13 protein-coding genes are annotated in these 12463 nt (G+C 71.6%); 11 read left to right on the top strand and 2 right to left on the bottom strand.

Annotation, left to right across the window (positions count from 1 at the left end):
• The first annotated feature begins 7 nt into the window (after nucleotides 1-7).
• The 3 genes from OG306_RS06810 to OG306_RS06800 all read left to right on the top strand — a co-directional run bounded on the left by OG306_RS06810 (nucleotide 8) and on the right by OG306_RS06800 (nucleotide 3653).
• Nucleotides 8-1375 (top strand): glutamine synthetase family protein, encoded by a 1368-nt coding sequence (locus OG306_RS06810; protein ID WP_266745205.1) that lies wholly within the window; start codon nucleotides 8-10, stop codon nucleotides 1373-1375.
• A 103-nt stretch (nucleotides 1376-1478) separates the two neighbouring features.
• Entirely contained in the window at nucleotides 1479-2855 is a 1377-nt protein-coding gene (locus OG306_RS06805) for an aldehyde dehydrogenase family protein (protein ID WP_371666219.1), read from the top strand.
• A 6-nt stretch (nucleotides 2856-2861) separates the two neighbouring features.
• Complete coding sequence (locus OG306_RS06800) at nucleotides 2862-3653, top strand: 3-oxoacyl-ACP reductase (protein ID WP_266745203.1); 792 nt, start codon at nucleotides 2862-2864, stop codon at nucleotides 3651-3653.
• Nucleotides 3654-3751: 98 nt separating this feature from the next.
• Here OG306_RS06800 and OG306_RS06795 read toward each other — a convergent pair whose 3' ends face one another.
• Nucleotides 3752-4954 (bottom strand): amino acid deaminase/aldolase, encoded by a 1203-nt coding sequence (locus OG306_RS06795; RefSeq protein WP_266745202.1) that lies wholly within the window; start codon nucleotides 4952-4954, stop codon nucleotides 3752-3754.
• A 436-nt stretch (nucleotides 4955-5390) separates the two neighbouring features.
• On the opposite strand from OG306_RS06795, the gene OG306_RS06790 reads away from it, so the two are divergent.
• The 3 genes from OG306_RS06790 (at nucleotide 5391) to OG306_RS06780 (ending at nucleotide 8471) form a co-directional block, all read left to right on the top strand.
• Complete coding sequence (locus tag OG306_RS06790; protein ID WP_266752101.1) at nucleotides 5391-6302, top strand: hypothetical protein; 912 nt, start codon at nucleotides 5391-5393, stop codon at nucleotides 6300-6302.
• Nucleotides 6299-7492, top strand: a complete 1194-nt coding sequence (gene mycP, locus OG306_RS06785; RefSeq protein WP_266745201.1) for a type VII secretion-associated serine protease mycosin — start codon at nucleotides 6299-6301, stop codon at nucleotides 7490-7492. Before OG306_RS06790 ends, mycP begins: the two co-directional genes overlap by 4 nt.
• A gap of 250 nt (nucleotides 7493-7742) precedes the next feature.
• Nucleotides 7743-8471, top strand: a complete 729-nt coding sequence (locus OG306_RS06780; protein ID WP_266745200.1) for an SseB family protein — start codon at nucleotides 7743-7745, stop codon at nucleotides 8469-8471.
• Between the two features lie 92 nt (nucleotides 8472-8563).
• On the opposite strand, the gene OG306_RS06775 is transcribed toward OG306_RS06780, so the two are convergent.
• On the bottom strand, nucleotides 8564-8926 hold the full coding sequence (locus tag OG306_RS06775) for a DUF1844 domain-containing protein (RefSeq protein ID WP_266745199.1): 363 nt from the start codon (nucleotides 8924-8926) through the stop codon (nucleotides 8564-8566).
• A gap of 344 nt (nucleotides 8927-9270) precedes the next feature.
• On the opposite strand from OG306_RS06775, the gene infC reads away from it, so the two are divergent.
• The 5 genes from infC to OG306_RS06750 all read left to right on the top strand — a co-directional run bounded on the left by infC (nucleotide 9271) and on the right by OG306_RS06750 (nucleotide 12452).
• Nucleotides 9271-9969, top strand: coding sequence for a translation initiation factor IF-3 (infC, locus tag OG306_RS06770; RefSeq protein ID WP_266745198.1), 699 nt, complete (start codon nucleotides 9271-9273; stop codon nucleotides 9967-9969).
• 120 nt (nucleotides 9970-10089) lie between these two features.
• Complete coding sequence (gene rpmI, locus OG306_RS06765) at nucleotides 10090-10284, top strand: 50S ribosomal protein L35 (RefSeq protein ID WP_072484441.1); 195 nt, start codon at nucleotides 10090-10092, stop codon at nucleotides 10282-10284.
• Nucleotides 10285-10393: 109 nt separating this feature from the next.
• Nucleotides 10394-10777: a 50S ribosomal protein L20 gene (rplT, locus tag OG306_RS06760; protein WP_018103794.1), complete on the top strand. Its 384-nt coding sequence runs from the start codon at nucleotides 10394-10396 to the stop codon at nucleotides 10775-10777.
• A gap of 125 nt (nucleotides 10778-10902) precedes the next feature.
• Nucleotides 10903-11736, top strand: coding sequence for a TrmH family RNA methyltransferase (locus OG306_RS06755; RefSeq protein ID WP_266745197.1), 834 nt, complete (start codon nucleotides 10903-10905; stop codon nucleotides 11734-11736).
• A gap of 503 nt (nucleotides 11737-12239) precedes the next feature.
• Complete coding sequence (locus OG306_RS06750; protein WP_266745196.1) at nucleotides 12240-12452, top strand: hypothetical protein; 213 nt, start codon at nucleotides 12240-12242, stop codon at nucleotides 12450-12452.
• Nucleotides 12453-12463 lie beyond the last annotated feature (11 nt).

The following is a 12463-nucleotide window of genomic DNA, read 5'->3' as shown; positions in this document are numbered from 1 at the left end:
TCCATCCGTGTCCGACCGAACAGCCCCGCTCTCCGTCGAGGAACTGCGCGTCCTCGTCGGGAGCGGCGAGATCGACACCGTGGTCCTCGCCTTCCCCGACATGCAGGGAAGACTGCAGGGCAAACGGTTCGCGGCCTCCTTCTTCCTCGACGAAGTCATGGAACACGGAACCGAAGGCTGTAACTACCTCCTCGCCGTCGACACCGACATGAACACCGTCGACGGATTCGCCATGTCCTCCTGGGATCAGGGCTACGGTGACTTCGCGCTACACCCCGACGTCACCACCTTGCGCCGCGTCCCCTGGCACCCGGGCACCGCGATGGTCGTCGCCGACCTCGCCTGGGAGGACGGCGCACCCGTTGTCGCCGCACCCCGCCAGATCCTCCGCAGACAACTGGAACGACTCGCCGGGCACGGCTACACGGCCCACGTCGGCACCGAACTCGAATTCATCGTCTTCAAGGACACCTACGAGCAGGCCTGGGACCGCAACTACCGCGATCTGACCCCGGCCAACCAGTACAACGTCGACTACTCCGTCCTCGGCACCGGCCGCGTCGAGCCGCTGCTGCGCCGCATCCGCAACGACATGGCTGCCGCGGGTCTCACTGTCGAGTCCGCGAAGGGCGAGTGCAACCCCGGGCAACATGAGATCGTGTTCCGTTACGACGAGGCCCTGGTCACCTGTGACCAGCACGCCGTCTACAAGACGGGCGCCAAGGAGATCGCCGCCCAGGAGGGCGTCTCACTCACCTTCATGGCCAAGTTCAATGAGCGCGAAGGCAACTCCTGCCACATCCACCTCTCGCTCCAGTCCATCGACGAGGCCGGGCGCAACGCCATGGTGGGCGAGGACGGCGACATGTCCCCGGTGATGCGCCACTTCCTCGCCGGACAACTGGCCGTCCTGCGGGATTTCTCCCTCCTCTACGCACCGAACATCAACTCCTACAAACGCTTCCAGCCGGGCTCCTTCGCCCCGACCGCCGTCGCCTGGGGCCACGACAACCGCACCTGCGCGCTCCGCGTCGTCGGCCACGGCCGCTCGATGCGCTTCGAGAACCGGCTGCCCGGCGGTGACGTCAACCCGTACCTTGCCGTCGCCGGACTGATCGCGGCGGGCATCCACGGCATCGAGAAGGGCCTCGAACTCCCCGAGCCGTGCGAGGGCAACGCCTACGCCGCCTCGTACGACCACGTCCCCACCACGCTGCGCGAAGCAGCCGAACTCTGGGAACGCAGCGAGGTGGCGAAAGCGTCCTTCGGCGAAGAAGTCGTTGCGCACTACGGCAACATGGCGCGTGTCGAGCTCAAAGCCTTCGACGCCGCGGTAACCGACTGGGAGCTCCGCAGGGCATTTGAGAGGCTTTGACCGGGCGTATCGCTGGTCCGTGCACTGAGCCCTGGATCCGTGCTGCTCCCGATTGACAAGTGGCAGCGCGCAGCGACGGGCTGCCCCGTTTCTTCGAATGCGAATGAGGTATCCGTTGTCGAACGAGCGCCGCATCATCAATCCAGCGACCGAAGAGACCATGGCGACCGTCGCGGACTCGACCTCGTACGAGGTTCATGAGGCCGTGGAACGGGCCGCAGCCGCCCAGCGCACCTGGGCCGCCCTCGCGCCCGCGGACCGAGCGCGGCTGCTGCGTCGCTTCGCCGCCGCCGTCGACGGCGAGGCCGAACAGCTGGCCCGGCTGGAGGTCCAGGAGGCCGGTCACACCCTCGGCAACGCCCGCTGGGAAGCGGGCAATGTCCGTGATCTGCTCGACTACGCCGCCGGGGGAGTGGAACGACTCGCGGGCCGGCAGATCCCCGTTCCCGGCGGAATCGACATCACCCTCCTCGAACCCCTCGGCGTCATCGGCGTGATCGCGCCCTGGAACTTCCCCATGCCGATCGCCGCCTGGGGCCTCGCCCCCGCCCTCGCCGCCGGGAACGCCGTGCTCCTCAAGCCCGCCGAGACCACTCCGCTCACCGCCCTGCGGCTGGCCCGGCTCGCCCTGGACGCGGGCCTGCCCGAACACCTCTTCCAGGTGCTGCCGGGCGCGGGCGACGTCACCGGAAACGCCCTGGTCGAGCACCCCGGAGTCGCCAAGATCGTCTTCACCGGCTCCACCCACGTCGGCAAGCGGATCATGGCCAAGTGCGCCGACCGCGTGAAGCGGCTCACCCTCGAACTCGGCGGCAAGAGCCCCAATATCGTCTTCGCCGATGCTGATATCGAGGCCGCCGCGGCCGCCGCACCCATGGCGTTCCTGGACAACGCGGGCCAGGACTGCTGCGCCCGCAGCCGCATCCTGGTGCAGCGGTCCGCGTACGACCGCTTCCTCGAACTCCTCGCGCCCGCGATCGAGTCCGTCGTCGTGGGCGATCCCTTCGACGAGAACAGCCAGATGGGCCCGCTCATCTCCCGGGCACAACGGGAACGGGTCCGCGGCCACGTCCCCGAGAACGCGACCGCGCTCCGCGGCAAAGCGCCCGAGGGGCCCGGCTTCTGGTTCCCGCCGACCGTCCTCGTCGACGTCCGCCCGGACTCACCCGTCGCCACCGAGGAGGTCTTCGGACCGGTCGCCGTCGTCCTCCCCTTCGACGACGAGGCCGACGCCGTCCGGCTCGCCAACGCGACGGAGTACGGCCTCGCCGGCTCGGTCTGGACCCGTGACGTGGGCCGCGCGCTGCGCGTCTCACAGGCGGTCCGGGCCGGGAACCTCTCCGTCAACTCCCATTCCAGCGTCCGCTACTGGACCCCGTTCGGCGGCTACAAGCAGTCCGGGCTCGGCCGCGAACTCGGCCCCGACGCGCTGAGCGCATTCACCGAGACCAAGAACGTCTTCATCAGTACGGAGGCTTGAACCGGCATGACCACCACCGACAACGAGAACATCTGCCGCCGCCTCGTCGGCCGCACCGCCGTCATCACCGGAGCCGCAAGCGGCATCGGCCTGGCTACCGCACGCCGCCTGGCGTCGGAGGGCGCGAACGTCGTCTGCGCCGACATCGACGAGCACGCCGGCAAGGCCGCGGCCGAGGAGGTCGGCGGCACCTTCGTACGCGTCGACGTCACCGACCCCGAACAGGTCGAGGCGCTCTTCAGGGCCGCGTTCGACACCTACGGCTCCGTCGACATCGCCTTCAACAACGCGGGCATCTCCCCGCCCGACGACGACTCCATCCTCACCACGGGCCTGGAGGCATGGAAGCGCGTCCAGGACGTCAACCTCACCTCCGTCTACCTCTGTTGCAAGGCCGCCCTGCCCTACATGCGGCGCCAGGGCCGCGGCTCGATCATCAACACGGCGTCCTTCGTCGCCGTCATGGGCGCGGCCACCAGCCAGATCTCGTACACCGCGTCCAAGGGCGGCGTCCTCGCCATGTCCCGCGAACTCGGCGTGCAGTTCGCCCGCGAGGGCATCCGGGTCAACGCGCTGTGCCCCGGGCCGGTCAACACCCCGCTGCTCCAGGAGCTGTTCGCCAAGGACCCGGAACGGGCGGCCCGCAGGCTCGTGCACATCCCGGTCGGCAGGTTCGCCGAGGCCACGGAGATCGCCGCGGCTGTCGCGTTCCTCGCGAGCGACGACTCCTCGTTCGTCAACGCCACCGATTTCCTCGTCGACGGGGGTATCTCCGGCGCGTACGTCACACCCGTTTAGTGTTCCATCCCACCAGCAGCTCGCCGCCGCGTCCGTGAGCGTCGCCGGCCGCGCCGGCTACCAGGCGCGCCGGCGGGCCACCACGGACCGTCCGGCGCTCAGAGGAACGTACGGCCCTCGCCCCGGTACGTCGGCACGGTCGCCGTCACCCGGTCGCCCTCGATGAGCTGCAACTCGTTGAAGCGCTCGCACAGTTCACCGGCCTTCGCGTGCCGGAACCACACCTTGTCACCGATCAGCAGATCGTCGGCCGGGGCGCCGAGCAGCGGGGTCTGCACCTCGCCCGGCCCCTCCTGCGGGTCGTAGCGCAGCCCCTCCGGCAGGTACGGGACGGGCAGCCGGTCCGCCCCCGCCGGTCCGGACGCCGGGTAGCCGCCACCGAGGACCGTCACCACGCCCACACCCGGCCGGCGCACCACCGGCTGGGCGAACAGCGCCGCCGGACGCGCCGTGAACGACGTGTAGTTGTCGAACAGCCGCGGTACGTAGAGCCCCGACCCGGCCGCGATCTCGGTCACCGCGCGCTCCGCCGCCGTGTGCTGCACACTGCCGGTGCCGCCGCCGTTCACGAACTCCAGGTCCGGAGCCACCGCCCGTACCGCCCGCACCACTTCGGCCCGCCGGGCCACCAGTTCCTTGCGGCCCGCGGCCTGCATCAGCCGGATAGCCCGAGAGCGCAGCGGCCGCCCGGCGACCGCGTCCCCGACCCCGGCGATATGGCCCTCGTACGCCATCAGCCCCACCAGTCGGAAGCCGGGCCTGCGCGCCACCGAGCGTGCCAGTTCAGCCAGTTGGGCGGGGGAGCGCAGCGGGGAACGCAGGGCCCCGACCCGGACCCGGCCGCCGAGCAGCCGCAGCGAGGTGTCCAGCTCCAGACAAACCCGGATCTCCTCGCGGCCACCGGCCCGCGCCGCGTCGATCAGCTCCAGCTGCGCGTGGTCGTCCACCATCACCGTGACGGCCGCGGCCAGCTTCGGATCGGCGGCCAGCTCCGCGAAGGCGGCCCGGTCGGCCGACGGGTAAGCCAGCAGTACGTCCTCGAAACCGGCCCGCGCCAGCCACAGCGACTCGGCCGGCGTGAACGACATGATCCCGGCGAACCCGGGCCGCGCGAGCACCCGTTCCAGCAGCGCCCGGCAACGCACCGACTTGCTCGCCACCCGGATCGGCTTCCCGGCGGCTCGGCGCACCAGATCGTCGGCATTGGCGTCGAACGCGTCCAGATCGACGACGGCGATCGGGGCGTCCAGATGGGCGGTGGCCCGGTTGTAACGGGTCCGGTCAGCGGCGCGGGCAGTCATGGCCGCAGCTTGCCAGACGTCCGTACCACTGGGTAGGGGGATGATCCGTGCAGATCGCCCGTGGGCAGGGCGTCAGGCTCCCACGGGGGCCGTTCCACCCCGTAGAGTGACGGGCACGCGGCAACCAACGGGCCTGCCTGTGACGTCGATCCGCGCACGGTACGGAAGAGGACCAGGGGGGCGGATGAGTACCGAGGCGCAGCGCGCTCCTGTTCCGCCCCGCCCCACGACCCCGCCACCATCGGCGCAGGGGCCGGCCGCGCCGTCCGCGGGCGCGTCTGTTCCGCCGCACCCGACGACCCCGCCACCGCCCACGGCAGCGGTCCCGCCGTCCGCCGCCCCCGCCGCCCCCGCCGTGCCCGTGCCCACGCCGGACACCGCCCCGCCCCGCCCCGAGCAGCCGCCCGCCGCCACCCGGCGACGGCCCGTCGGCGCCGTGGACCTCACCCCGCGTCCGGGAGCGGCCCCGCCACCGTCCGGCCGGCCGCACGTCCCGCACCCGTACCAGCAGCAGTCGTACCCGTACCCGTACCGCCATCCGGTCCCCGAGACGCCCGCCGAGACCACCACCCGGCTGCGTCCCGTCCCGAGCCGTCGCCCCGTCCGGACCGCGACCGCCGCGGCCTGTGCCGTGCTCGGGCTGGGGCTGATCGGCGGCGCGGCCACCGGCGCCTGGCTCACCAGCGATTCCTCCGCCGACCCGGCCGCCCGCAGCGCCTACACCGTGGGCCGCTCCGCCTGGCACAGCGTCCCCGTGGACACCCTTTTCCCGCGCACCCTGGCCGGCAACGGGGCGGGGCCCGGCGGGGCCGACCGGGTCTGGACCCGGGTCGCCGTCGCCCCGGACAGCGGCTGCCGGACGGGCCTGGACCCGCTGTTGGCCCGGACGCTCGGGCCGGTCGGCTGCGCGCGCATGCTCCGCGCCACCTACACCGACGCCACCAGCAGCAGCGTCACCACGGTCGGGGTGATCTTCACCGAGGGCGACACCGAGGCCATGAAAGCGCTGAGCACCCGTTTCACCGACCAGCACCTCGGTCTGCGTACCGACCTGATGCCGCGCACGTATCCCGTCAAGGGCACGGTGGCCGCCGGGTTCGGCGACCGGCAGCGCGCCAGCTGGACCGTCCACGTACTGACCGAGGTCCCCGTCGTCGTGTTCGCCGTCTCCGGTTTCGCCGACGGCCGTACGGTCACCGATCCGCAACCCGTCGACAAGGCCGTGACCGCGAACGCCACCACGGCCGCCGCCCAGGCCGGACTCGGCCACGAGGCCAAGGGAATAGCGGACCGGATCGAGCGTGGCCTGCGCCGGACCATCACCGACCTCACGGAGAAGCCGGAATGATCCGCCGCACTGGCACCCGCACCCGCCGTCGCGCCCTGGGTGCGGTCTGCGCCGCCACCGCGTTCGCCCTCCTGCCCGCGGCGCCGGCCAGGGCCGACGCCATCCGGGACCAGCAGTGGGGCCTTGAGGCGCTCCACACCGATCAGGCCTGGCGAACCACCAAGGGCAGGGGAATCACCGTCGCGGTTGTTGATACCGGGGTCGACGGCAGCCTCCCCGACCTGGCGGGCCAGGTGCTGCCCGGCAAGGACATGATCGGCTTCGGCGCCGGCCGCGGCGACCGGTCCTGGGCACGGCACGGTACCGCGATGGCGGGGATCATCGCAGGTCACGGCCATGGTGCCGGAGGCGGTGACGGGGTCCTGGGCATCGCGCCCGAGGCGAAGATCCTGCCGGTCCGGGTGATCCTCGAAGCCTCCGACCCGGCCCGCGCCAAGGCCCGGGAGTCCCGTGGCACGGCTCTCGCCGACGGCATCCGCTGGGCCGCCGACCACGGCGCCGACGTCATCAACCTCTCGCTCGGCGACGACAGCAAGTCGGCCCACCCCGAACCGGGCGAGGACGCCGCAGTCCAGTACGCGCTGAAGAAGGGCGCCGTCGTCGTCGCCTCGTCGGGCAACGGGGGCGAGAAAGGCGACCACATCTCGTACCCCGCCGCCTATCCCGGCGTGATCGCGGTCGCCGCTGTCGACCGGTACGGCACCCATGCCGCGTTCTCCACCCGCCGCTGGTACGCCACCGTCAGCGCCCCCGGAGTCGACATCGTCGTCGCGGCCCCCGACCGCCAGTACTACGTGGAGTGGGGCACTTCCGCCGCCTCCGCGTTCGTCTCGGGCGCGGTCGCCCTGGTCCGCGCCGCACATCCGGGACTGACGCCCGCCCAGATCAGGCAACTGCTCACGGACACCGCCCGCAGCGCCCCGGAGTCCGGCCGGGACGACGCCCGCGGGTACGGCATCGTCGACCCCGTCGCAGCGATCGAGGCCGGGGCCACGCTCCGGCCGGCCGGTCTGCGCGCGGAATCCGCCGAGGCCGGATACCGGAAGCGGTACTTCGGTCCCGGTCCCGGTTCCGAGCACCACGACGGCCCCGCAGGCTGGCTCGCCCCGGCCGCGGGCGGCCTCGGAGCGGTCCTGCTGGCACTGGCCGTGGTGCTGTGGCGCGGCAGGCGGTCCACCGTGCGGCGCTGACCGCGCCCACCGCTCCGCGTCCGCCACCGCTCGACGTCCGGCGTCAAGCCCGTCCGCCACCGCTCCGCGTCCGCCATCGCTCGACGTCCGGCGTCGAACCCGTCCGCCACCGCTCCGCGTCCGCGTCCCCGTCGAGCACGCCCACCGGCGCCGGGCCCCTCCCGCTGCCGGCCGGCGCCGACCTGCCCCGCGAGCCCGCTCGGCCCGACCGGCTGCCGGAGCGAGAAACCCCAGGCACTACGCTCGCCCTGTGGCGATGAAGAACATTCCGGACCCCGGTTACTCCGACGACGACGGCACGGCCGACCCGGCCCTGAGCGCGGCACTCGCCGCCTGGGCCGAGGACCGAAAGGCCATCGGCCCAGTACTCGAAGCCCTCAAGGGCGCCCGGCTCCTGGTCCCGGTCGTCGCCGTGCTCGGGGAGGTGGAGGAGGACGAGAACGGCCTGCGCCGCGAGAAGACCAGCGACATGGCCGTCCCGACCCTTCAGGCAGGGGACCGCCGCGCGCTGCCCGCGTTCACCTCGACCGCATCGCTGGCGCTCTGGGATCCGCAGGCCCGCCCCGTCGCCGTGCCCCTGCACCAGGCGCTGCAGGCCGCCGCGCACGAGAAGGCGGACACGGTGGTCCTCGATCTCGCCGGCCCGGTCGCGTTCGAACTGACCGGGTCCGCGCTGCTGGCCCTCGCCGAAGGCCGCACCAGCGCCGACCCGCTGGACGACCCCGCGGTCACCGCCGCGGTACGGGACGCCGTCGCCGCCGAGCCCGCGGTACTCCGCGCCCACCTCGGCCCCGGCCGGGCCGACGGCACCCTCGCCCTCGTCCTCGAACCCGGCGCGGACCCCGCCGACGCGGCCCGCCGGGTCGCGGAACGGCTGGCGGCCGATGACGTCCTGCGTGCCCGCCTGGAGCGGGGCCTGGACCTGGCGCTGCTCCCGGCCGATGCGGCCACGCCCGGCCGGACGCTGTTCACCCGCTGATCCGCTGCCTGACGGTTGTGAGCCCCCGCCCGTCCTGGGCGGGGGCTCACAACCGTCAGGAGTCGGGAGGCGGAACCGGGGGCCGTGCGGACTCAGCCGTAGACGGGGCCGGTGTACTTCTCGCCGGGACCCTGGCCGGGCTCGTCCGGAACGAGCGACGCCTCGCGGAACGCCAGCTGCAGCGACTTCAGGCCGTCACGCAGCGGAGCCGCGTGGAAGGAGCTGATCTCGGTGGTGCTGGCGTCCAGCAGGCCGGCCAGCGCATGAACCAGCTTTCGGGCCTCGTCGAGGTCCTTGTGCTCGTCGCCCTCCTCGGTCAGCCCGAGCTTCACGGCGGCGGCGCTCATCAGATTGACCGCGACCGTCACGATCACCTCGACCGCGGGCACCTCCGCGATGTCGCGGGCCATGTCGTCGAAGCCGGGGGAATCGGTGGTGGGGGTCGCGTCACTCATGCGCCATACGATAGGCCCATTGCGATGCCGCCCCGTCTGCGGGAGCGGTGGGCGGCAGCCGGTTCGCGCCCGCCCGGGGGAGCTGCTAGCCTGGTGTAACGACCGGCTGTGCAGCTATGTGCTCAGCCCACAAGTGGAGGCTCCGATCTCCCACCTGGCTGTCCGTTCGGACGGCGGGTCACCGGTCAGGTGGCGCCCATCGTTCCGTACGGACGATGGAGCCGCCCGATACGCCCCGCGGTTGACCGCGGCGGTGTTCCGGTTGTTCCAGGAGCCCCGCCTGTGTCCCGTCCGGGGCATTTTTCTTGCACCGGCGCGGTTGGTCTGACGAAAACAGACGTTACGTGGCTGTCCGCCAGACGGCCGCGTGGTGCTACCGAGGAGGATCCATCAGCGCCGAGCCCCGCATCAACGACCGGATTCGCGTTCCCGAGGTGCGACTTGTCGGTCCCAGCGGCGAGCAGGTCGGGATTGTTCCGCTTGCCAAGGCCCTGGAACTTGCACAGGAGTACGACCTCGACCTGGTCGAGGTGGCGGCGACCGCCCGTCCGCCCGTGTGCAAGCTCATGGACTACGGGAAGTTCAAGTACGAGTCGGCCATGAAGGCCCGTGAGGCGCGCAAGAACCAGGCGCACACGGTCATCAAGGAGATGAAGCTCCGGCCGAAGATCGACCCGCACGACTATGACACCAAGAAGGGTCACGTCGTCCGGTTCCTCAAGCAGGGCGACAAGGTCAAGATCACGATCATGTTCCGTGGTCGTGAGCAGTCCCGCCCCGAGCTGGGCTTCCGACTGCTCCAGCGTCTCGCTTCGGATGTGGAGGAACTCGGTTTCATCGAGTCCAACCCGAAGCAGGACGGCCGGAACATGATCATGGTTCTGGGCCCGCACAAGAAGAAGACCGAAGCCATGGCCGAGGCCCGCGAGGCCCAGGCCGCCCGCAAGGCGGAGCGTCAGGGTTCCACCCCCGACGCCGAACCCGCGGGCGAGGCTGCCGAAGCGCAGCCCGAGGCTCCGGGCGACACACCTTCCGAGGCGTGACTCAGGGGGCCGCCATCCAGGCGGCCCCGGGTCTCCACGGAATTCCCACCAAGATCTGACGCCCCTGCTGTCCGGTGCCCGCACCGCGAGGGGCGCCACTGACGAGGAGAGAACGGCGCGATGCCGAAGAACAAGACGCACAGCGGTGCCAGCAAGCGCTTCAAGATCACCGGCTCCGGCAAGGTGCTCCGTGAGCGCGCCGGCAAGCGCCACCTTCTTGAGCACAAGTCGTCCAAGAAGACCCGCTCGCTGACCGGCACGGTCGTAGTGGCTCCGTCCGACGCCAAGAAGATCAAGAAGCTTCTCGGCAAGTGAGTCCGTGGCCCGCGGTGAACCCGTGGGCGGCGAGCTCGACTCAGACCGGGACCAATTCGTTTCCGGGCCGTGTGAGTCCAACCACGGCCCCGCTACAAGGAGTTAAAAAGTGGCACGCGTCAAGCGGGCAGTAAACGCTCACAAGAAGCGCCGGGCAATCCTCGAGCAGGCCAGCGGTTACCGGGGCCAGCGCTCCCGCCTGTACCGCAAGGCGAAGGAGCAGGTCACCCACTCCCTCGTCTACAACTACAACGACCGCAAGAAGCGCAAGGGCGACTTCCGTCAGCTGTGGATCCAGCGCATCAACGCCGCTGCCCGCCAGAACGGCATGACGTACAACCGCCTCATCCAGGGTCTGAAGGCCGCCAACATCGAGGTGGACCGCAAGATCCTGGCCGAGCTCGCGGTCAACGACGCCAACGCGTTCGCCGCTCTCGTCGAGGTCGCCCAGAAGGCCCTCCCGAGCGACGTCAACGCCCCGAAGGCTGCCTGACCCAGGTCGCACTTCCTGTTTTCTGAGCCGGACCCGCAGGCGCTCGTCGTCTGCGGGTCCGGTGCGTTGCACGACAATTTCCGTACGTCCCTCACCTCCGTACGCAGAGAGGCTCGCCGCCGACCATGGGCACCCCCGAACTGATCTCCCCGCGATCGCCACGCGTCACCGCCGCCCGGCGGCTGGCCAAGCGCAACTTCCGCGGCAAGGAGCGCAGGTTCATCGCCGAGGGGCCGCAGGCCGTGCGCGAGGCCGCCGAACACCGCGGCAGCGACGGCGAACCGACGCTGATCGAGCTGTTCGCCACCGTCGAGGCAGCCGAGCGGTACGCCGACATCGTCGACGCCGCCCACGCGGCGGGCGCGCGGGTGCATCTCGCGGACGGCGGTGTGCTCGCCGATGTGTCGCAGACCGTCACCCCCCAGGGCCTGATCGGCGTCTGCCGCTTCCTCGACTCGCCGTTCGACGCGATCCTCGCCGCGAAGCCGAAACTGGTCGCCGTGCTCGCCCACGTACGCGACCCGGGGAACGCCGGTACGGTGCTGCGCTGCGCCGACGCCGCGGGCGCCGACGCCGTCGTGCTCACCGACGCCTCGGTGGACCTCTACAACCCCAAGTCCGTCCGGGCGTCCGTCGGCTCGCTCTTCCATCTGCCGGTCGCCGTCGGTGTCCCGGTCGAGCAGGCCGTGCAGGGGCTGAGGGACGCGGGCGTACGGATTCTCGCCGCCGACGGCGCGGGCGAGGACGACCTCGACGACGAGCTCGACGCCGGAACCATGGGCGGGCCGACCGCCTGGGTCTTCGGCAACGAGGCATGGGGCCTGCCCGAGGAGACCCGCGCGCTGGCCGACGCCGTCGTGCGGGTGCCGATCCACGGCAAGGCGGAGAGCCTCAATCTGGCGACGGCGGCGGCCGTGTGCCTGTACGCCTCCGCACGGGCCCAGCGCCCGCGCCGCTAGGGCCTCTCGTTTGGATCAGGCCGGGCTCGCGTGCCCCGGTGCCGCGCCTCGCCGCGTTGTCGTCGGTCTTCCCCGAGCTCTCGGCTCCGCTCGAGCAGGGGAGACCCCATCGGCTCCTTCCTCCGCCTTGCGATGTACGGCACCACGGTGACATCAGCCGCTCCGCGGCGGGCCGCTCCCTGATCCGGCCTGATCCGAACGAAAGACCCTGGTCGGCAGCCGCGGCGAGGGTCCACCGCCCGCACTCTCGGCGCCCTGCACGGCCGCATCGTCGGACTCGACGAGGAGGCCGACCGGATCGGCTCCTGGACCGTCTGCGCCATCGGCGGCCTCGTCACCATGGCCGTCGCCTTCCCGGCCTTCCGGCTCGTCGACACCGGCAGGCCCGCACTGGTCCACCTCGGGGTCGGGCTCGGGATCGGCGCACTCTCCATTCCGTACGCCCCCATCGGCGCGGTGGTCTCCGGCATGTTCCCCGAGGCGTTCCGCTACGTGCCGTCGCGATGTCCTACCACCTCGCGGGCGTCGTGGCCGGATTCGTACCGCTGCCCGCCACCTCGCTGACCAGGGCGGCGAACGGCGCGTCGTGGGGCGCGGCCCTGCTCCTGTTGGTCATCGCGGCCTGCACGGCGGCCGGATCGTTCGCCTCCGGATCGCTCGTGCGGCGTGAGCGGGCGGAGCGGCCGGTCGGGGACCGGGTCGAGGTCGCCGCCTGACCGACGCCATG

Source organism: Streptomyces sp. NBC_01241, from assembly GCF_041435435.1.
Lineage (GTDB): Bacteria > Actinomycetota > Actinomycetes > Streptomycetales > Streptomycetaceae > Streptomyces.
This window is presented reverse-complemented; position numbering and strand designations above follow the sequence as displayed.

Coding starts and splice junctions, on each gene's coding strand:
- OG306_RS06750 (WP_266745196.1), top strand. CDS start 12,240: ATGTCCTACCACCTCGCGGGCGTCGTGGCCGGATTCGTACCGCTGCCC.
- mycP (WP_266745201.1), top strand. CDS start 6,299: ATGATCCGCCGCACTGGCACCCGCACCCGCCGTCGCGCCCTGGGTGCG.
- OG306_RS06800 (WP_266745203.1), top strand. CDS start 2,862: ATGACCACCACCGACAACGAGAACATCTGCCGCCGCCTCGTCGGCCGC.
- rpmI (WP_072484441.1), top strand. CDS start 10,090: ATGCCGAAGAACAAGACGCACAGCGGTGCCAGCAAGCGCTTCAAGATC.
- OG306_RS06755 (WP_266745197.1), top strand. CDS start 10,903: ATGGGCACCCCCGAACTGATCTCCCCGCGATCGCCACGCGTCACCGCC.
- OG306_RS06775 (WP_266745199.1), bottom strand. CDS start 8,926: ATGAGTGACGCGACCCCCACCACCGATTCCCCCGGCTTCGACGACATG.
- OG306_RS06805 (WP_371666219.1), top strand. CDS start 1,479: ATGAGGTATCCGTTGTCGAACGAGCGCCGCATCATCAATCCAGCGACC.
- OG306_RS06795 (WP_266745202.1), bottom strand. CDS start 4,954: ATGACTGCCCGCGCCGCTGACCGGACCCGTTACAACCGGGCCACCGCC.